The sequence below is a fragment of the Erwinia sorbitola genome (genome assembly GCF_009738185.1).
Lineage (GTDB): Bacteria > Pseudomonadota > Gammaproteobacteria > Enterobacterales > Enterobacteriaceae > Erwinia > Erwinia sorbitola.
Window position 1 is genome coordinate 4,373,672 of the sequence record NZ_CP046509.1, and the last position, 19,657, is coordinate 4,393,328.

Annotated in this window: 11 protein-coding genes, 6 tRNA genes and 3 rRNA genes; 3 read left to right on the forward strand and 17 right to left on the reverse strand. The window is 52.1% G+C overall.

Features of this window, described 5'->3' with window-relative positions; genetic code table 11:
* From secE to GN242_RS19820, 6 genes are all read right to left on the reverse strand, one after another.
* Window positions 1-384 carry a preprotein translocase subunit SecE gene (gene secE, locus GN242_RS19795; RefSeq protein ID WP_154754596.1) on the reverse strand — a complete coding sequence of 128 codons (384 nt, stop codon included), beginning with the start codon at window positions 382-384 and terminating at the stop codon, window positions 1-3.
* Window positions 385-653: 269 nt separating this feature from the next.
* Entirely contained in the window at window positions 654-1,838 is a 1,185-nt protein-coding gene (tuf, locus tag GN242_RS19800; protein WP_154754597.1) for an elongation factor Tu, read from the reverse strand.
* A gap of 113 nt (window positions 1,839-1,951) precedes the next feature.
* Window positions 1,952-2,027, reverse strand: a tRNA-Thr gene (locus tag GN242_RS19805).
* Window positions 2,028-2,033: 6 nt separating this feature from the next.
* Window positions 2,034-2,108, reverse strand: a tRNA-Gly gene (locus GN242_RS19810).
* Between the two features lie 214 nt (window positions 2,109-2,322).
* A tRNA-Tyr gene (locus tag GN242_RS19815) sits at window positions 2,323-2,407 on the reverse strand.
* Between the two features lie 20 nt (window positions 2,408-2,427).
* A tRNA-Thr gene (locus tag GN242_RS19820) sits at window positions 2,428-2,503 on the reverse strand.
* Between the two features lie 483 nt (window positions 2,504-2,986).
* Between GN242_RS19820 and coaA the strand changes: the two genes are divergently transcribed.
* On the forward strand, window positions 2,987-3,937 hold the full coding sequence (coaA, locus tag GN242_RS19825; RefSeq protein WP_154754601.1) for a type I pantothenate kinase: 951 nt from the start codon (window positions 2,987-2,989) through the stop codon (window positions 3,935-3,937).
* A 26-nt stretch (window positions 3,938-3,963) separates the two neighbouring features.
* Here the strand turns inward: coaA and birA are convergent, their stop codons facing one another.
* The 11 genes from birA to pepQ form a co-directional block, all read right to left on the reverse strand.
* On the reverse strand, window positions 3,964-4,926 hold the full coding sequence (gene birA, locus GN242_RS19830; RefSeq protein WP_156288084.1) for a bifunctional biotin--[acetyl-CoA-carboxylase] ligase/biotin operon repressor BirA: 963 nt from the start codon (window positions 4,924-4,926) through the stop codon (window positions 3,964-3,966).
* Window positions 4,923-5,960: a UDP-N-acetylmuramate dehydrogenase gene (gene murB / locus GN242_RS19835; protein WP_156288085.1), complete on the reverse strand. Its 1,038-nt coding sequence runs from the start codon at window positions 5,958-5,960 to the stop codon at window positions 4,923-4,925. Before murB ends, birA begins: the two co-directional genes overlap by 4 nt.
* Before the next feature lie 295 nt (window positions 5,961-6,255).
* A 5S ribosomal RNA gene (gene rrf / locus GN242_RS19840) occupies window positions 6,256-6,371 on the reverse strand.
* 214 nt (window positions 6,372-6,585) lie between these two features.
* Window positions 6,586-9,491, reverse strand: a 23S ribosomal RNA gene (locus GN242_RS19845).
* Between the two features lie 322 nt (window positions 9,492-9,813).
* A tRNA-Ala gene (locus GN242_RS19850) sits at window positions 9,814-9,889 on the reverse strand.
* A 126-nt stretch (window positions 9,890-10,015) separates the two neighbouring features.
* Window positions 10,016-10,092, reverse strand: a tRNA-Ile gene (locus tag GN242_RS19855).
* 71 nt (window positions 10,093-10,163) lie between these two features.
* Window positions 10,164-11,701 (reverse strand): 16S ribosomal RNA (locus GN242_RS19860).
* Together the 16S, 23S and 5S rRNA genes with 2 tRNA genes alongside form the textbook arrangement of a ribosomal RNA operon.
* A 409-nt stretch (window positions 11,702-12,110) precedes the next feature.
* Window positions 12,111-12,647 carry a menaquinone-dependent protoporphyrinogen IX dehydrogenase gene (gene hemG / locus GN242_RS19865; protein ID WP_154754523.1) on the reverse strand — a complete coding sequence of 179 codons (537 nt, stop codon included), beginning with the start codon at window positions 12,645-12,647 and terminating at the stop codon, window positions 12,111-12,113.
* 14 nt (window positions 12,648-12,661) lie between these two features.
* Entirely contained in the window at window positions 12,662-14,113 is a 1,452-nt protein-coding gene (trkH, locus tag GN242_RS19870; RefSeq protein WP_154754522.1) for a Trk system potassium transporter TrkH, read from the reverse strand.
* A 28-nt stretch (window positions 14,114-14,141) separates the two neighbouring features.
* Window positions 14,142-14,756: an IMPACT family protein gene (locus GN242_RS19875; RefSeq protein ID WP_156288086.1), complete on the reverse strand. Its 615-nt coding sequence runs from the start codon at window positions 14,754-14,756 to the stop codon at window positions 14,142-14,144.
* Entirely contained in the window at window positions 14,756-16,087 is a 1,332-nt protein-coding gene (pepQ, locus tag GN242_RS19880) for a Xaa-Pro dipeptidase (RefSeq protein WP_156288087.1), read from the reverse strand. Before pepQ ends, GN242_RS19875 begins: the two co-directional genes overlap by 1 nt.
* A 188-nt stretch (window positions 16,088-16,275) precedes the next feature.
* Between pepQ and fadB the strand changes: the two genes are divergently transcribed.
* Together fadB and fadA are read left to right on the forward strand one after the other, a co-directional pair.
* Complete coding sequence (gene fadB, locus GN242_RS19885) at window positions 16,276-18,462, forward strand: fatty acid oxidation complex subunit alpha FadB (RefSeq protein WP_156288088.1); 2,187 nt, start codon at window positions 16,276-16,278, stop codon at window positions 18,460-18,462.
* Between the two features lie 10 nt (window positions 18,463-18,472).
* Complete coding sequence (gene fadA, locus GN242_RS19890; RefSeq protein WP_154754518.1) at window positions 18,473-19,636, forward strand: acetyl-CoA C-acyltransferase FadA; 1,164 nt, start codon at window positions 18,473-18,475, stop codon at window positions 19,634-19,636.
* The last annotated feature ends 21 nt before the right edge of the window (window positions 19,637-19,657 follow it).

Consider the following 19,657-nt stretch of genomic DNA (forward strand, 5'->3'; position numbering starts at 1 on the left):
TCAGAACCTCAGGCCAGTGATAAACGATACCAGACGAACCAGAATACCATCCAGTCCCCACAAAATCAGTGACATCACGGCAGTTACCGCGGCAACGATTAACGTGGTGTGCAACGTTTCCTGACGAGTAGGCCAGATGACCTTACGAACTTCAGTGCGCGCTTCACGAGCAAATGCCAACGTTGCTTTACCTTTGGTGGTCAACAGGGCAATGCCGGCTGCCGCTGCCATCAGTACCACAACGGCAAGAGCACGCAGAGGTAATGTTACATCGCGATAATAGGAATTACCGGCAACAGCGGCGACCAAAAGCACCACTACACCTAACCACTTCAATATTTCCAGGCCGCGCCCGTTTCCTTGAGCTTCGGTATTAGCACTCATAAACCAACCTGCCACAATAAATCAGAAACACTTTTGCCCCGTCAACGAGGCAACCGAACCGAATGATGCTGTTAGGCGTAACTCGGCATATCCTTTAATTCCAAGCCGTAGCTTGAAAACTATTGGCTTAAACGCCGTGCTACAGAGCCTGCCTCAGCAATGATTATGGTCTAAAAAATCACTGATGAGTCAGGTTCTATGTTACAGCGTGCAAAAAGGGCATCAAATGATGCCCTTTTCCTGTGCGTTGCGTCAAATGTTATCAGTAATTAAGAGATAACTTTAGCAACAACACCAGCACCAACGGTACGACCACCTTCACGGATTGCGAAACGCAGACCGTCGTCCATCGCGATTGGGTGGATCAGGGTAACAAGCATCTGGATGTTGTCGCCTGGCATTACCATCTCAACGCCTTCTGGCAGTTCGATGGTACCGGTCACGTCAGTTGTACGGAAGTAGAACTGTGGACGGTAGCCTTTGAAGAACGGAGTATGACGGCCGCCTTCATCCTTGGACAGGATGTACACTTCAGATTCGAACTTGGTGTGTGGCTTGATTGAGCCTGGCTTAGCCAGAACCTGTCCACGCTGGATATCTTCACGCTTGATACCGCGCAGCAGAATACCACAGTTCTCACCCGCACGGCCTTCGTCCAGCAGCTTACGGAACATTTCAACGCCGGTACAAGTTGATTTCACGGTATCTTTGATACCAACGATTTCAACTTCTTCACCAACTTTGATGATACCGCGCTCTACACGACCGGTAACAACGGTACCACGACCGGAGATGGAGAATACGTCTTCGATTGGCAGCAGGAATGGCATATCAATCGCACGCTGTGGTTCTGGGATGTAGTTATCCAGGTGACCAGCCAGCTCGATGATTTTAGCTTCCCACGCAGCGTCGCCCTGCAGCGCTTTCAGTGCAGAACCACGAACAACCGGGATGTCGTCGCCAGGGAAATCATAAGCTGACAGCAGCTCACGCACTTCCATTTCAACCAGTTCCAGCAGCTCTTCGTCATCAACCATGTCGCATTTGTTCATGAATACGATCATGTAAGGAACGCCAACCTGGCGACCCAGCAGGATGTGCTCACGGGTCTGAGGCATTGGGCCGTCAGTTGCAGCAACAACCAGGATCGCGCCGTCCATCTGGGCAGCACCGGTGATCATGTTTTTCACATAGTCGGCGTGGCCTGGGCAGTCAACGTGCGCATAGTGGCGAGTTGGGGTGTCATATTCAACGTGGGAAGTGTTGATGGTGATACCACGTGCTTTTTCTTCAGGTGCGTTGTCGATCTGATCGAACGCACGTGCAGAACCACCGAAGGTTTTAGCCAGAACGGTGGTGATAGCAGCAGTCAGGGTAGTTTTACCGTGGTCAACGTGGCCGATAGTACCAACGTTGACGTGCGGTTTGGAACGTTCAAATTTTTCTTTAGACATCGCTTGTCCCTCTAAGACACGGATTAATCGGTGATATCACCACATCAACCAGGCATTGCCTGAATCGTTGAATTTTAATGCACAGAGAAGAAGCAGGGAGGGAGATTTGAAAGTGGTGCTGATACCCAGAGTCGAACTGGGGACCTCACCCTTACCAAGGGTGCGCTCTACCAACTGAGCCATATCAGCACGGCTTGGAGCGGGCAGCGGGAATCGAACCCGCATCATCAGCTTGGAAGGCTGAGGTAATAGCCATTATACGATGCCCGCATCCTGGAACTCGGCTACCTGTTCTGTCTGTAGCTTGTGAACAACGCAGAAAAAGCTTTCCTTGTTGATCAAGCCATCACGCGTTTGCCTGATGACTCTGACTGTGCTTGAGCTCAGTCTGAAATCGTGATGAACAATCCTATGCAGATTGCCATCTTTCCGGTTGAGCTTTAAGTCTCTCTTCCGGTTTCAACTCCTGAACGCTGAGTCGAAATGGTGGTGGGGGAAGGATTCGAACCTTCGAAGTCGATGACGGCAGATTTACAGTCTGCTCCCTTTGGCCGCTCGGGAACCCCACCTGGGGTATTTCGTTACTTGATGGTGCCGGCTACCGGAATCGAACTGGTGACCTACTGATTACAAGTCAGTTGCTCTACCAACTGAGCTAAGCCGGCATCAAGTGGAGCGCATTCTAGGAAGACCGGAGGGAGGATGCAACAAAAAAATTGCGATAATTGTTCTTATGCTCACTATTTGTGCAACTCTTCGCAAATTAGCGCATTTACATACAAACTTCGTTCAAAGAAACAGCAACACTCTCCACTGAATGATAATAAGAAAGCTCCGCGCATCTTGTCAAAATATAAGGTCAATATAGTTAATCGCGCAAAATTCCATCTCTTACTCTCTATTGGTGCTAACCCTTATGCATTAACCGTCGACCTCTCAATGGTGAAAAAAAATATCATTAATGCGGGTACGGTTACGTTTGCACCTGTGCGCATTCATTTTTCCTTCTTATTCATACCTGTCTGGTGGTAACCTCCGACCATTGTTTTATGAAATTCCCCTTAGTACATAAGCCTGAAAACAACCGGATTGCGTTGACATAAACAGGCTACCTATTGAAGGGTAAACCCGCTGGCAGAAGCATGCATATGAGAAAAAAAGACTCCCTGTTGACGACACCGTATCTCCATTTCAATCGGACCCAGTGGGCTGCGCTGCGTGATTCGGTGCCCATGACGCTCTCTGAAGACGAAATTGCACGTCTTAAAGGCATCAACGAAGATCTGTCCATGGAAGAAGTAGCGGAGATTTATCTGCCGTTATCTCGTCTGCTGAATTTCTATATCAGCTCAAATTTACGGCGTCAGGCTGTCCTTGAGCAGTTTCTGGGCACAAACGGCCAAAGAATACCTTACATCATCAGTATTGCGGGTAGCGTCGCTGTCGGTAAAAGTACCACAGCACGCGTATTGCAGGCTTTACTGAGCCGCTGGCCCGAACACCGCAGGGTGGAACTGATAACTACCGATGGCTTTCTGCACCCCAATGCGGTGTTGAAAGAGCGCGGTCTGATGAAGAAAAAGGGCTTCCCGCTCTCTTATGATATGCATCGCCTGGTAAACTTTGTGTCAGATCTCAAGTCTGGAGCATCTCAGGTTACCGCGCCGGTCTATTCGCATCTGATTTATGATGTCATTCCGGAAGGCGATAAGATTGTGCAGCAACCGGATATTTTGATTCTGGAAGGCCTGAACGTATTGCAGAGCGGAATGGACTATCCGCATGATCCTCACCATGTGTTTGTTTCTGATTTCGTCGATTTTTCAATTTACGTCGATGCCCCGGAAGAATTACTTGAGCAATGGTATATCAACCGTTTTCTGAAATTCCGTCAGGGAGCCTTTACCGATCCTGACTCCTATTTCCACCACTATGCACAACTGCCAGAACAAGAGGCTGTAGGGATTGCCAGCCAGCTGTGGAAGGAAATTAATTATATGAATCTAAAAGAAAACATTATGCCAACGCGGGAACGTGCAAGTTTGATTATGACGAAAAGCAGTGACCATGCGGTCGACCTCGTCAGATTAAGAAAATAGCAAAAGAGGGGCTTTGCCCCTCCTGTTTAACTCTGCGGTCGTAACGAAATTTCCCCACCAACCCAGGACTTCCTGACGCCATCCTGTTCAAGGATCAATCCTCCCTGCTGATCAATTCCTCTGGCAGTACCAAAGATTTCGCGGTCACCAATCAACAGCTTTACCGGACGGTCAATAAAGTTATCTAACCGTGCCCAGCGCGCCACGAAGGGTGCCAAACCATCCTGCTCAAACTCAGCGAGCGCAGTACGCATTTTATTCACAATAAGTGCAGAGAGCGCGTTACGGTTCACTGTGACATTAGCTTCCTGAAGGTTAATCCAGCCCTGATTAATCACCTCGGATCCCGGAGAACGCATTGCGAGGTTTATACCTGCGCCAATCACGATCTGCGCAGTATCGCCGGTTTTTCCTGTCAGTTCTACGAGAATACCTGCGAGTTTACGATCGTTCATGTAGATATCGTTGGGCCATTTCACTCGTATATCCGGCGCACCCTGTTCTTGCAGTGCTTCGGCCAGGACGATACCCATAACAAGGCTCAACCCCATCGCTGCCGCTGGCCCTTGCTCCAGCCGCCAGTACATCGAGAGATACAGGTTCGCACCAAAGGGGGAAAACCACTGACGTCCGCGTCTTCCTCTTCCTGCCTGCTGGTACTCCGCCACACAGGCATCACCCGATTGCAGGCTGTCCATGCGATCAAGTAAATACTGATTGGTCGAATCTATGACCGGAATAACGGCCAGCCGCCCTTGCTCAAGCTGTGCATTGATTGCCTGTTCATCAAGTAATTGCATCGGCGAAGAGAGGCTATAGCCTTTACCCGTGACGGTGAAGACATCAATACCCCACTCTTTTAGCGTTTGAATATGCTTATTGATTGCTGCACGGCTCATGCCCAGCTGCTCGCCAAGCTGTTCACCTGAATGAAACTCCCCATCAGCCAGAATGCTTACCAGCTTTAAAGGCACGGTGTTGTCTTTCATGTAATAACCTCAACGGCGTCTGTCTCGCCCTGAGCGGCGATGAAACGGACTTCAGGCTCCAGCCACACATTAAATTTTTCCGCAACGCGCTGACGTACCGTATGGGCCAGATCAACAATGTCCTGTCCGCTGGCATCTTGTGCATTAATCAAAACCAGCGCCTGTTGTTGATGTACAGCAGCGCCACCAAGACGGAATCCTTTCAGGGTACATTGATCTATTAGCCAGCCAGCTGCCAGCTTCACACTCCCACCATCCTGTGGATATTGTGGGATCCCCGGATACTCGGTTCGCAGCTGTTCAGCAAGTTCCGCGCTCACAAGTGGATTTTTAAAGAAGCTTCCTGCATTTCCTGTCACTTTAGGATCGGGAAGCTTGCTAAGGCGCATATGGCAAACGGCATCATAAACTTGCTTTGGAGTAACTGTTCGCGGATCAAGGTTGCGCAGGTCACCATAGCTCAGTACAGGCTTCCATGCTTTCACCAGACGCAAGCCCACAGCGACAATGGCGTAGCCCTCGCGATATCGATGCTTGAATATACTGTCGCGATAGCCAAACTGGCACTCAGCTGCGTTAAGGCGCTGCACCGTGCCGTTGGAGAGACAGACGATGTCTACATACTCACATACCTGCTCCAGCTCGACGCCATAGGCACCAATATTTTGTATCGGTGCCGAACCGGTGCACCCAGGAATTAATGCCAGATTCTCTAAGCCGGCCAGATTCTGCTGTAGCGTAGTTTCCACCAATTGATGCCAGTTTTCTCCAGCACCTACATGTAAACACCATGCATTTTCAGTTTCTTCAACACTGATGCCTTTAATACGGTTTATGATCACCCGCCCGGCGAAGTCTCCAAGAAACAATACGTTACTGCCTTCACCTAGCAGCAATACCGGTTCTTTCTGTTGGGTGCTCTCCTGCCAGCACTGACAAAGTTCTTCAATGCTTTCGGCCACACTTATATGGTTGGCATAGGCCTCAAGACCAAAGGTATTCCAGGATTTTAATGAGTGTTGCTGGCGGGACATAATACGGCCTTCACATAGTTAACTATCAGATAGTGTACCCGATCCCTACTGTGGGGGTTGAGGATTTTCTGGGCGTGATAGCTGGTATGAATTGATAAGTGATGCACAGGTTTTAACTGGCCTGAAGAGGGATTAGTGCGAGCTGGAAGAGAAAATAGCGGGTAAAGGACAAAAATATTGTGCAGAAAAAAGACAGAAAAAGTTTAAAGCGCTCAAATTATAGGCTTATAAAGCCTTGTGACGATGAAACGAAAAAAACCCCAACCTTTCGGTCGGGGTTCTTTCTTCGTTTGATGCCTGGCAGTTCCCTACTCTCGCATGGGGAGACCCCACACTACCATCGGCGCTACGGCGTTTCACTTCTGAGTTCGGCATGGGGTCAGGTGGGACCACCGCGCTAAAGCCGCCAGGCAAATTCTTTGCGCATGAAACGAATATTTTGCACGCCTGCTGCGTTGGCTGCGCTGGCAATGTCAGTCACATACTCATGTATGCTCCTTCCTTTCCTGCGTTTGCCGCCTTGCATCAGCACAAAATCTTTCGTTTCCGCTAATTCTTATCCAGTACAGGCTGAAAATCGTCTTCGCGTCTCTCATAACGCTCACCAGAACGCTTCTGGCGTTGTAAGGTTAAGCCTCACGGGTCATTAGTACCGGTTAGCTCAACGCATCGCTGCGCTTACACACCCGGCCTATCAACGTCGTAGTCTTCAACGTCCCTTCAGGACTCTCAAGGAGTCAGGGAGAATTCATCTCGAGGCAAGTTTCGCGCTTAGATGCTTTCAGCGCTTATCTTTTCCGCACTTAGCTACCGGGCAATGCCATTGGCATGACAACCCGAACACCAGTGGTGCGTTCACTCCGGTCCTCTCGTACTAGGAGCAACCCCTCTCAATTCTCCAGCGCCCACGGCAGATAGGGACCGAACTGTCTCACGACGTTCTAAACCCAGCTCGCGTACCACTTTAAACGGCGAACAGCCGTACCCTTGGGACCTACTTCAGCCCCAGGATGTGATGAGCCGACATCGAGGTGCCAAACACCGCCGTCGATATGAACTCTTGGGCGGTATCAGCCTGTTATCCCCGGAGTACCTTTTATCCGTTGAGCGATGGCCCTTCCATTCAGAACCACCGGATCACTATGACCTGCTTTCGCACCTGCTCGAGCCGTCACTCTCGCAGTCAAGCCAGCTTATGCCATTGCACTAACCTCACGATGTCCGACCGTGATTAGCTGACCTTCGTGCTCCTCCGTTACTCTTTAGGAGGAGACCGCCCCAGTCAAACTACCCACCAGACACTGTCCCCACGCCGGATCACGGCGCCAGGTTAGAACATCAAACGTTAAAGGGTGGTATTTCAAGGTTGGCTCCACGCAGACTGGCGTCCACGCTTCAAAGCCTCCCACCTATCCTACACATCAAGGCTCAATGTTCAGTGTCAAGCTGTAGTAAAGGTTCACGGGGTCTTTCCGTCTTGCCGCGGGTACACTGCATCTTCACAGCGAGTTCAATTTCACTGAGTCTCGGGTGGAGACAGCCTGGCCATCATTACGCCATTCGTGCAGGTCGGAACTTACCCGACAAGGAATTTCGCTACCTTAGGACCGTTATAGTTACGGCCGCCGTTTACCGGGGCTTCGATCAAGAGCTTCTCCTTGCGGATAACCCCATCAATTAACCTTCCGGCACCGGGCAGGCGTCACACCGTATACGTCCACTTTCGTGTTTGCACAGTGCTGTGTTTTTAATAAACAGTTGCAGCCAGCTGGTATCTTCGACTGGCTTCAGCTCCGGGAGCAAGTCCCTTCACCTACGCGCCAGCGTGCCTTCTCCCGAAGTTACGGCACCATTTTGCCTAGTTCCTTCACCCGAGTTCTCTCAAGCGCCTTGGTATTCTCTACCTGACCACCTGTGTCGGTTTGGGGTACGATTGATGTTACCTGATGCTTAGAGGCTTTTCCTGGAAGCAGGGCATTTGTTACTTCAGCACCGTAGTGCCTCGTCATCACACCTCAGCCTTAAAGAGTTCCGGATTTGCCTGGAACTCAAGCCTACATGCTTAAACCGGGACAACCGTCGCCCGGCTAACATAGCCTTCTCCGTCCCCCCTTCGCAGTAACACCCAGTACGGGAATATTAACCCGTTTCCCATCGACTACGCCTTTCGGCCTCGCCTTAGGGGTCGACTCACCCTGCCCCGATTAACGTTGGACAGGAACCCTTGGTCTTCCGGCGAGCGGGCTTTTCACCCGCTTTATCGTTACTTATGTCAGCATTCGCACTTCTGATACCTCCAGCAGCCCTCACAGGCCACCTTCGACGGCTTACAGAACGCTCCCCTACCCAACAATACTTGCGTATCGCTGCCGCAGCTTCGGTGCATGGTTTAGCCCCGTTACATCTTCCGCGCAGGCCGACTCGACCAGTGAGCTATTACGCTTTCTTTAAATGATGGCTGCTTCTAAGCCAACATCCTGGCTGTCTGTGCCTTCCCACATCGTTTCCCACTTAACCATGACTTTGGGACCTTAGCTGGCGGTCTGGGTTGTTTCCCTCTTCACGACGGACGTTAGCACCCGCCGTGTGTCTCCCGTGATAACATTCTCCGGTATTCGCAGTTTGCATCGGGTTGGTAAGCCGGGATGGCCCCCTAGCCGAAACAGTGCTCTACCCCCGGAGATGAGTTCACGAGGCGCTACCTAAATAGCTTTCGGGGAGAACCAGCTATCTCCCGGTTTGATTGGCCTTTCACCCCCAGCCACAAGTCATCCGCTAATTTTTCAACATTAGTCGGTTCGGTCCTCCAGTTAGTGTTACCCAACCTTCAACCTGCCCATGGCTAGATCACCGGGTTTCGGGTCTATACCCTGCAACTTAACGCCCAGTTAAGACTCGGTTTCCCTGCGGCTCCCCTATACGGTTAACCTTGCTACAGAATATAAGTCGCTGACCCATTATACAAAAGGTACGCAGTCACACCACGAAGGTGCTCCCACTGCTTGTACGTACACGGTTTCAGGTTCTTTTTCACTCCCCTCGCCGGGGTTCTTTTCGCCTTTCCCTCACGGTACTGGTTCACTATCGGTCAGTCAGGAGTATTTAGCCTTGGAGGATGGTCCCCCCATATTCAGACAGGATGTCACGTGTCCCGCCCTACTCATCGAACTCACAGCAAGTGCATTTTTGTGTACGGGAGTATCACCCTGTACCCTGCGACTTTCCAGACGCTTCCACTAATGCACAAACTGATTCAGGTTCTGGGCTGTTCCCCGTTCGCTCGCCGCTACTGGGGGAATCTCGGTTGATTTCTTTTCCTCGGGGTACTTAGATGTTTCAGTTCCCCCGGTTCGCCTCATGCCACTATGTATTCATGACATGATAGTGTGCCGGAGCACACTGGGTTTCCCCATTCGGGTATCGTCGGCTGTTGCGGTTCATATCACCTTACCGACGCTTATCGCAGATTAGCACGCCCTTCATCGCCTCTGACTGCCTAGGCATCCACCGTGTACGCTTAGTCGCTTAACCTCACAACCCACAAGATTCTGGCCGCGTGAACCCTCTGAACTGCGGCGTTGCCCGGTGCTCACAGCTGCTCATGGACGTTAAGTCCACTCCGCGCTGCTGTGCGCCGTGCGCCTTGCATTTCAGCCGTTCACCCGACCCTCAGCTTAGTGAGGAGTGAGCATTTGAGAGACTCGAACATATCGTTAATTTCATTCTTATTTACGGAGAATGAAAACGACATGTCGTTTCAATTTTCAGCTTGTTCCGGATTGTTAAAGAGCATAATACTTCGCAGCATACTGTTATCCAGTACACTCTGAAGTATTTAATTAGAAAAACTATATGGTGGAGCTAAGCGGGATCGAACCGCTGACCTCCTGCGTGCAAGGCAGGCGCTCTCCCAGCTGAGCTATAGCCCCATACAGTCTTACAGAAACCATCTACTACCACTCTCAAGGAGATAATTTTGACTCAGGCAAGGCATGTTTTCGCGACGCATAGTTCACTATGCGAGCCGGAAACATAACGCAGCATGAGACAAAATTTGGTAGGCCTGAGTGGACTTGAACCACCGACCTCACCCTTATCAGGGGTGCGCTCTAACCACCTGAGCTACAAGCCTGTAGAGGTTTTTCTGCTCGTTACTTCTATCAGACAATCTGTGTGGACACTGCGCGGGAAAGTATCTTCAGGTAAGGAGGTGATCCAACCGCAGGTTCCCCTACGGTTACCTTGTTACGACTTCACCCCAGTCATGAATCACAAAGTGGTAAGCGCCCTCCCGAAGGTTAAGCTACCTACTTCTTTTGCAACCCACTCCCATGGTGTGACGGGCGGTGTGTACAAGGCCCGGGAACGTATTCACCGTAGCATTCTGATCTACGATTACTAGCGATTCCGACTTCACGGAGTCGAGTTGCAGACTCCGATCCGGACTACGACGCACTTTATGAGGTCCGCTTGCTCTCGCGAGGTCGCTTCTCTTTGTATGCGCCATTGTAGCACGTGTGTAGCCCTGGCCGTAAGGGCCATGATGACTTGACGTCATCCCCACCTTCCTCCGGTTTATCACCGGCAGTCTCCTTTGAGTTCCCGGCATTACCCGCTGGCAACAAAGGATAAGGGTTGCGCTCGTTGCGGGACTTAACCCAACATTTCACAACACGAGCTGACGACAGCCATGCAGCACCTGTCTCACGGTTCCCGAAGGCACTTTCGCATCTCTGCAAAATTCCGTGGATGTCAAGGCCAGGTAAGGTTCTTCGCGTTGCATCGAATTAAACCACATGCTCCACCGCTTGTGCGGGCCCCCGTCAATTCATTTGAGTTTTAACCTTGCGGCCGTACTCCCCAGGCGGTCGACTTAACGCGTTAGCTCCGGAAGCCACGCCTCAAGGGCACAACCTCCAAGTCGACATCGTTTACGGCGTGGACTACCAGGGTATCTAATCCTGTTTGCTCCCCACGCTTTCGCACCTGAGCGTCAGTCTTTGTCCAGGGGGCCGCCTTCGCCACCGGTATTCCTCCAGATCTCTACGCATTTCACCGCTACACCTGGAATTCTACCCCCCTCTACAAGACTCTAGCCTGCCAGTTTCGGATGCAGTTCCCAGGTTGAGCCCGGGGATTTCACATCCGACTTGACAGACCGCCTGCGTGCGCTTTACGCCCAGTAATTCCGATTAACGCTTGCACCCTCCGTATTACCGCGGCTGCTGGCACGGAGTTAGCCGGTGCTTCTTCTGCGGGTAACGTCAATCAGCGGCTATTAACTCTGCCTTCCTCCCCACTGAAAGTACTTTACAACCCGAAGGCCTTCTTCATACACGCGGCATGGCTGCATCAGGCTTGCGCCCATTGTGCAATATTCCCCACTGCTGCCTCCCGTAGGAGTCTGGGCCGTGTCTCAGTCCCAGTGTGGCTGGTCATCCTCTCAGACCAGCTAGGGATCGTCGCCTAGGTGAGCCGTTACCTCACCTACTAGCTAATCCCACCTGGGCACATCCGATGGTGTGAGGCCCGAAGGTCCCCCACTTTGGTCCGAAGACGTTATGCGGTATTAGCCACCGTTTCCAGTGGTTATCCCCCTCCATCGGGCAGTTTCCCAGGCATTACTCACCCGTCCGCCACTCGTCACCCGAGGAGCAAGCTCCTCTGTGCTACCGTCCGACTTGCATGTGTTAGGCCTGCCGCCAGCGTTCAATCTGAGCCATGATCAAACTCTTCAATTAAAAGTTCGATTTGCTGCAACAAGTGCAGCGATGCTCAAGTGTAAAACGTCATAATGAATTTCATTATGTGTTCACTCTTAAGACTTGATATTTTTTGTCACCCGGAGGTGACTGATATCAATCCTGCGAGTGCCCACACAGATTGTCTGATAAATTGTTAAAGAGCGGTGCAATCAGTGCCGAAGCTTCCTGTTGCGAGGTGGCGTATATTACGCTTTCCTCCTTCGGAGTCAACTTCTTTTTGAGAAGTTTTTCCGGCGCTATCAGTTACCTGACGCTTCTGACCCGGTAGCCCGTAAGCCGTTGTTCCGTGTCAGTGGAGGCGCAGTATAGGGATTTTCTGGCGGGTGACAAGTGTTTATTGCAAAAAAATGACTGAGCGCGTTATTTTTCATCGAACCGCGTTTTTTTACTGCAACTTGCTCGGTAATTCAGCAAATTCATGCGCAAAACGGGTGACCTGCTGCCAGTCGGTATACTCCACTTCTTTACGTGTATCGGTTTCTCCTTTAGTCATGCGCATAATCAACTGAATCATAATGCGGTCGAAGAAACCGTAACGAGGATAACGCAGGGCACCAGCAAACACGGCGCAGCTGTCGGGCTCCCAGGGTGACTGCATTAAGAACTTACGGGTATAGGCATTGGTCTGCGGTGTACGCTTCTCTGGTTTACGTGCCGTCAGGTTCACTGAGAAGAAGGCGCTTGAACGCTCCTGCAATGCATTAAGATGTGTTTTCACAAATTTTGCTACGGCAGGCTGGAAGTGACCATAGCGCACAGAAGCACCTATCATCACGCGATCGTACTGCGACCAGTCAACCTCGTTAACCAGCTGGATGTTGAGCACATCACACTCCCGCGCCTCCTTTAACTGGTTAGCTATATAGAAAGCAATTTCGCGAGTCTGACCATCGCGGCTGGAATACAGTATTAACGCTTTCATTATTCAACTCTCACTTATTCACGCCAGAAGGTTGGCGTAAACAGAACTAACAAAGTGAAGACTTCAAGACGCCCGAACAGCATCGTCAAAATCAGGATCCATTTAGCCGTATCATTCATTGAGGTAAAATTGTCAGCCACTACGCCAAGGCCAGGGCCAAGGTTGTTCAGCGTTGCCGCCACGGCAGCAAATGCCGAGAAGTCATCAACGCCGGTGGCAATAATTGCCAGCATGCTGAGGATAAAGACCAGAGCATAGGCAGAGAAAAATCCCCAGACTGCCTCAAGAATGCGTTCAGGCAACGCACGGTTACCCAGTTTAATGGTGTACACCGCATTGGGGTGCACCAGCCTTTTCAGCTCACGCGAACCCTGTTTAAACAGCAGCAGGATACGAATCACTTTGAGGCCGCCGCCGGTAGAACCCGCACAGCCACCGATAAAGGCTGAACAGAGAAGCAGTACCGGCAGGAACAGTGGCCATCGAGCGATACTGTCGGTAGTGAAACCCGCAGTACTTGCCATCGACACCACCTGGAAGAATGCCTGGTTGAGCGTTTCCATCCCTGTTCGGTAGACATTGTGGAACCACAGCACCAGAGTACAGATAATTACCAGCGTAATCTGCACACCGATAAACATACGAAATTCAGGATCACGCCAGTAAACTCGCAGGCTGCGTCCGCTCAATAAAGAGAAGTGCAGGCCATAGTTACAGCCGGAGATCAGCAGGAAGACGGCGATAATTGTGTTAATAGTGGGGCTGTTAAAATAGCCGATACTGGCATCGTGCGTGGAAAATCCTCCGATAGCAATGGTCGAAAAGCTGTGACCTATTGCATCAAATAACGGCATTCCCGCCATCCACAGTGCCACTGCACAGGCCACCGTCAGCAGCACGTAAATCAGCCACAGGGTTTTTGCCGTTTCTGCAATACGTGGCCGCATCTTGTTATCTTTTAACGGCCCCGGCATTTCAGCACGATATAGCTGCATACCCCCAACGCCCAGAATCGGCAGGATGGCTACGGCAAGAACAATGATCCCCATCCCGCCAAGCCATTGCAGCATTTGACGATAAAACAGGATTGCTTTAGGCAGTGAATCCAGCCCCACCAGCGTAGTTGCACCCGTGGTTGTGAGGCCAGAGAAGGATTCAAAGAATGCATCAGTCACCGAAAGATTGGGCTGTTCAGCAAAGATAAACGGCATGGCCCCCACGCTGCCCAGCACCGTCCAGAACAGCACAACGATAAGGAACCCTTCTCGCGGCTTTAGCTCACTCTTCTGTTTACGATTGGGCCACCACAGCAGCGTCCCAATCATCAGCGCCATAAAAAACGTCTGAGTGAATGCACGCCCTGCCCCATCTCGGTAAATTAACGCCACCAGCCCGGGCACGATCATGGTGCCTGAGAACAAAATGACCAGTAAACCCACTATGCGGGTAATGGCGCGAAAATGCATTCTGCCGTTCCTTTCCTGACTTGAATTGTTATTTGAGCGAGGCTAATTGCAATGCGCCCCGACTTAAGTCTGACAGATTTTGCCTGAACCCCGCTACCTGCGCATGAGGCAGTGCAAGGTGTAGAGTGATGTTCTGCTGGTACTCAGTATTAAGCAGTTGACCATCAAAACGCGCCACCATACGTTCAATATCGCCCAGCTGTGCATAATCACAGATAAGGCTGAAATGCAGCATCGGAACTTTGACCTGACGAGGCAGTAACCGCAGCGCCTGCTGTACACCCCCGCCATAGGCTTTAACCAGCCCCCCCGTTCCCAGCTGAATTCCCCCATAATAGCGCACAACCACCGCTGTAATTTCGCCAATGTTGTTACCCATCAACTGGGCCAGCATTGGTTTTCCAGCGGTGCCGGACGGTTCCCCATCATCAGAGAACCCCAGCTGTTGCGAATCATCGGGAGGCCCGGCAACGAATGCCCAGCAGTGATGCCGGGCGGTCGGGTGCTGCTGCTTGATCTCTTGTACAAAGCCACGCGCCGCCTCCACGCCCTCGGTATGCGCCAGTTGCGTGATAAAGCGGCTTTTCTTAATCTCTTCGCTAAAGCTGAATAATTTATCAGCCGGAATATCGTAAGCGTCCATCAGGCAAGATGCAGGTCGCGCGTCATGTTTTCTACGCCGTTAGCGTGAATCACAACGTTATCTTCAATACGGATACCGCCATAAGGCTTCAGCGCATCGATTTTCGCCCAGTCAAAATAGTGACTGAACTTACCTGCACGCCACGGCGCTAACAGTGAGTCGATAAAGTAGATACCTGGTTCAATAGTTAACACCATGCCCGGCTCCAGCATACGGGTACAGCGCAGGTACGGGTACTGCGCAGGCGCAGCCAGATGCGTACCCTGGTCATCCTGCATAAAGCCTGCAACATCATGTACCTGCAAGCCCAGCGGATGACCGATACCATGAGGCATAAAGGGCCCGGTAATATCTTCTTTAATCATCGCTTCCGCGCTAATGCCCTGCACTAACTGGTGTTTCAGCAAGAGGCTGGCGATACGAAAATGCATCTGCTGATGATATTCGGTATAACGCACGCATGCTTTCATCGTCGCAATCAGCGCCAGTTCTTCCGCGTTCATATCCTTGATCAACTGAGCATATTCACTTTTATCACTGGCCGCATAGCTGCGGGTCAGGTCGGCGGCATAGCCGTTATACTCTGCCCCCGCATCGATCAGGAAGCTGCGGCGTTGCTCTGGAGTTTGGTGATCAAGTTTAGTGTAGTGCAGTACCGCAGCATGTTCGTTAAGCGCAATAATATTGCCATAAGGAACATCGGTATCGCGATGGCCGGTAGCACTGAGATAAGCGACATTAATATCGAACTCGCTCATACCGGACAGGAATGCTTCTTTCGCCGCTCGATGACCGGTGACGGCGATCTTTTGCGCCTGACGCATACAGTGCAGCTCATAATTCGTTTTGTAAGCGCGGTGATAATGCAGGAAATCGATCACACCCTGTGGGTTAATCGCTCCGGCACTAAATCCAAGCTGAGTTGCCCGAGCTGGCACCGGCCCGATATAGGCAATATTTTCACGCTGTGCAGGCAGCTGCTGCGCAATATCATCGGCACTCTTCAGGCCGATGATATCGATCTCACCCGTCCAAAAGCTATGCGGTAAAGGCTCAACGTTATGCCAGTAATCAACCGGAGAATAGAACCACAGTTTCGGCTTGTTAACGCCATCTATCCACAGCCAGCAGTTAGGCACCTGAGTGACTGGCACCCATGCTTTGAACTGAGGGTTTACCTTGAAGGGATAGGTGTGATCGTCGAGAAATACCGTCAGTAATTCCCCGGAATGAATCAGCATCCCATCAAGATTATGCCGCGCCAGCACTTGCTGTGCACGCTGCTGTAACGTTTTCACATGCTGCTGATAAAGCGTAACGAGTGACTCCATTATCCTGTCTCCGTGATTACGAAATTATCGGCATCTTACCACAGCCGGCAGGGGTATGGCGTTTTGCCGCAGTTGTGATCTTGTTTGCAAATCGACAACGTATCATTTGCAAATAATTAACATCGCTCCCACACTCACGATCATCTGGTATGACCAGATCCCTTCTTATCGCAGCTCAGGAGACAGATATGCTCTACCAAGGCGAAACCCTTTCCCTCGACTGGCTGGAAGACGGCATAGCCGAGCTGGTTTTTGATGCGCCCGGCTCGGTGAACAAGCTGGATACCCGGACGGTTGCCAGCCTCGGTGAAGCTCTCACAGTGCTGGAACGACAACCCTCACTGCGCGGTGTATTGCTGACTTCTCGCAAGGCTGCGTTTATCGTCGGTGCAGATATCACAGAATTCCTCTCGTTGTTTAACGCGCCGGAAGAAAAGCTGACGCAGTGGCTGGCCTTTGCCAACAGTATTTTCAATCGCCTGGAGGATCTGCCGGTTCCGACCGTCTCTGCCATTAGTGGTTATGCACTGGGTGGCGGCTGTGAGTGTGTGCTGGCTACAGATTTCCGTATTGCTACTGCTGATACGCGTATTGGCCTGCCGGAAACGAAGCTGGGCATTATGCCAGGCTTCGGCGGCTCTGTTCGCCTGCCGAGGCTGCTGGGTGCCGATAGTGCGCTGGAGATTATCGCAGCAGGTAAAGATATTGATGGTACTCAGGCGCTTAAAGTGGGCCTGGTGGATGCCGTCGTGGCGGTAGAGAAATTACATGGCGCGGCGTTATCCGTGCTGAAAGATGCCATCTCTGGCCGTCAGCCCTGGCGTGAACGTCGCCAGTGTAAGCTGGAGCCGTTAAAACTGAGCCGCATTGAAGGTGCAATGAGCTTCACCACGGCCAAAGCGATGGTGATGCAGACCGCCGGGAAGCACTATCCGGCGCCGCTGACCGCTGTGAAAACTATTGAAGCCGCCGCCCGTCTGGGCCGTGATGAAGCGCTGAAACTGGAAACAGCGGCATTTGTCCCGCTGGCGCGATCCGATGAAGCCCGAGCCCTCGTAGGTATTTTCCTCAACGATCAGGCAGTAAAAGCCAAAGCGAAGAAACTGACCCGCGACGTTGAAGCCCCGAAACAGGCCGCCGTGCTGGGCGCCGGTATTATGGGCGGCGGTATCGCTTATCAGTCGGCCTGGAAAGGCGTACCGGTGATCATGAAAGATATCAGTGAAACATCGCTGACGCTGGGGATGGGTGAGGCGGCGAAGTTGCTGAATAAGTTGCTGGCCCGCGGCAAGATCGATGGTCTGAAACTCGCTGGCGTGATCGGCACTATACAGCCAACGCTGCACTACGCCGGTTTTGACCGGGTCGATGTGGTGGTAGAAGCCGTAGTTGAGAATCCGCAGGTCAAGGCAGCCGTGCTGGCTGAGACAGAAAGCCATATCCGCCCGGACGCTGTCCTTGCCTCCAACACATCCACCATTCCTATCAGCCTGCTGGCTAAAGCTTTGACTCGCCCGGAAAACTTCTGCGGTATGCATTTCTTTAACCCGGTACCACGAATGCCGTTAGTTGAGGTCATTCGCGGTGAGAAAACCGCTGACAGCACCATCGCTAAAGTTGTGGCATGGGCCAGCAAAATGGGTAAGACACCGATTGTAGTCAACGACTGCCCCGGATTCTTTGTTAATCGCGTACTGTTTCCCTACTTCGCCGGATTCAGTCTGCTGCTGCGCGACGGTGCTGACTTCCGCCAGATTGATAAAGTGATGGAAAAGCAGTTCGGCTGGCCAATGGGGCCATCATGGCTGCTGGATGTGGTAGGAATCGATACTGCGCATCACGCACAGCAGGTGATGGCTGATGGTTTTCCGCAGCGTATGAAGAAAGATTATCGTGATGCCATTGACGTCCTGTTTGAAGCCAAACGTTACGGCCAGAAAAATCAGCAGGGCTTCTGGCGCTGGGAGACCGACAGCAAAGGCAAAGCCAAAAAAGTAACGGATAGCGAAACCGATCGTCTGCTGCAAAGCGTGTGTCAGCCTGGACGGGTATTCAGTGACGAAGAGATTGTCGCCCGCATGATGATCCCGATGATTAATGAAGTGGTTCGCTGCCTGGAAGAGGGCGTGATCGCCAGCCCGGCAGAAGCCGATATGGCGCTGGTATACGGCCTGGGTTTCCCGCCATTCCACGGTGGCGCCTTCCGCTATCTGGATACGGTTGGCAGCGACCGTTTTGTTGCTCAGGCCGAACCTTTCTCCCCTCTTGGCGCACTCTATCAGGTGCCCGCAGGGTTACGTGACAAAGCGACGCAGGGCGGAAGCTGGTATCCGCAGGCGGCACCGCTGAACGATTTATCGCTGAAAACGGCGTGAGGGAATCAAAATGGAAAAAGTTGTAATCGTTGATGCCATTCGCACGCCGATGGGACGTTCGAAAGGCGGCGCATTTCGCCATGTACGGGCAGAGGATCTCTCCGCCCATCTGATGCGCAGCCTGTTAAGCCGCAACCCTGCTATGGATGCCACAGCGCTGGACGATATCTATTGGGGCTGCGTGCAGCAGACACTGGAGCAGGGTTTTAATATCGCGCGTAATGCCGCATTACTGGCAGAGATCCCCCACACGGTGCCCGCCACTACCGTCAACCGCCTGTGTGGCTCTTCGATGCAGGCACTGCATGATGCCGCACGCGCCATTATGGTGGGCGATGCCCGCTCCTGCCTGATTGGCGGCGTCGAACATATGGGGCACGTACCAATGAATCATGGCGTCGACTTCCATCCCGGTCTGAGCCGCAGTGTGGCGAAGGCCGCTGGTATGATGGGGCTGACGGCGGAAATGCTGGCTAAAATTCATGGTATCAGCCGCGAGATGCAGGATCAGTTCGCCGCCCGCTCCCATCAGCGCGCGTGGGCCGCCACGGAAGCAGGTCATTTCGCCGGTGAAATTGTCGCTGTCTCTGGGCACGATGCTGACGGCGTATTAAAACGCTATGACACGGATGAAGTCATCCGCCCCGAGACCACAGTAGAGAGTCTGGCAGCGCTGCGCCCGGCATTTGATCCGGTAAATGGCACCGTTACGGCGGGGAGTAGTTCCGCTCTCTCCGATGGTGCCGCCGCCATGCTGATCATGAGCGAGTCACTGGCGCTGGAGTATGGCCTTAAACCCCGCGCCCGCATTCGTGCCATGGCGGTAGTGGGCTGCGATCCATCCATTATGGGGTACGGCCCGGTTCCCGCATCGCAGCTTGCCCTGAAACGGGCGGGCCTGAGTATCAGCGATATCGGCGTGTTTGAACTGAACGAGGCTTTTGCTGCACAAACCCTGCCATGTATTAAAGATCTGGGGCTGATGGATAAACTCGACGAAAAGGTCAATCTGAACGGCGGTGCGATTGCACTCGGCCACCCGCTGGGATGTTCAGGGGCACGTATCAGCACAACCCTGCTTAATCTGATGGAACGACGCGATACACAGTTCGGTCTGGCAACGATGTGCATAGGGCTGGGACAGGGGATAGCAACAGTATTCGAACGTCTTTAATACGTTGACCTGGAAGGACTA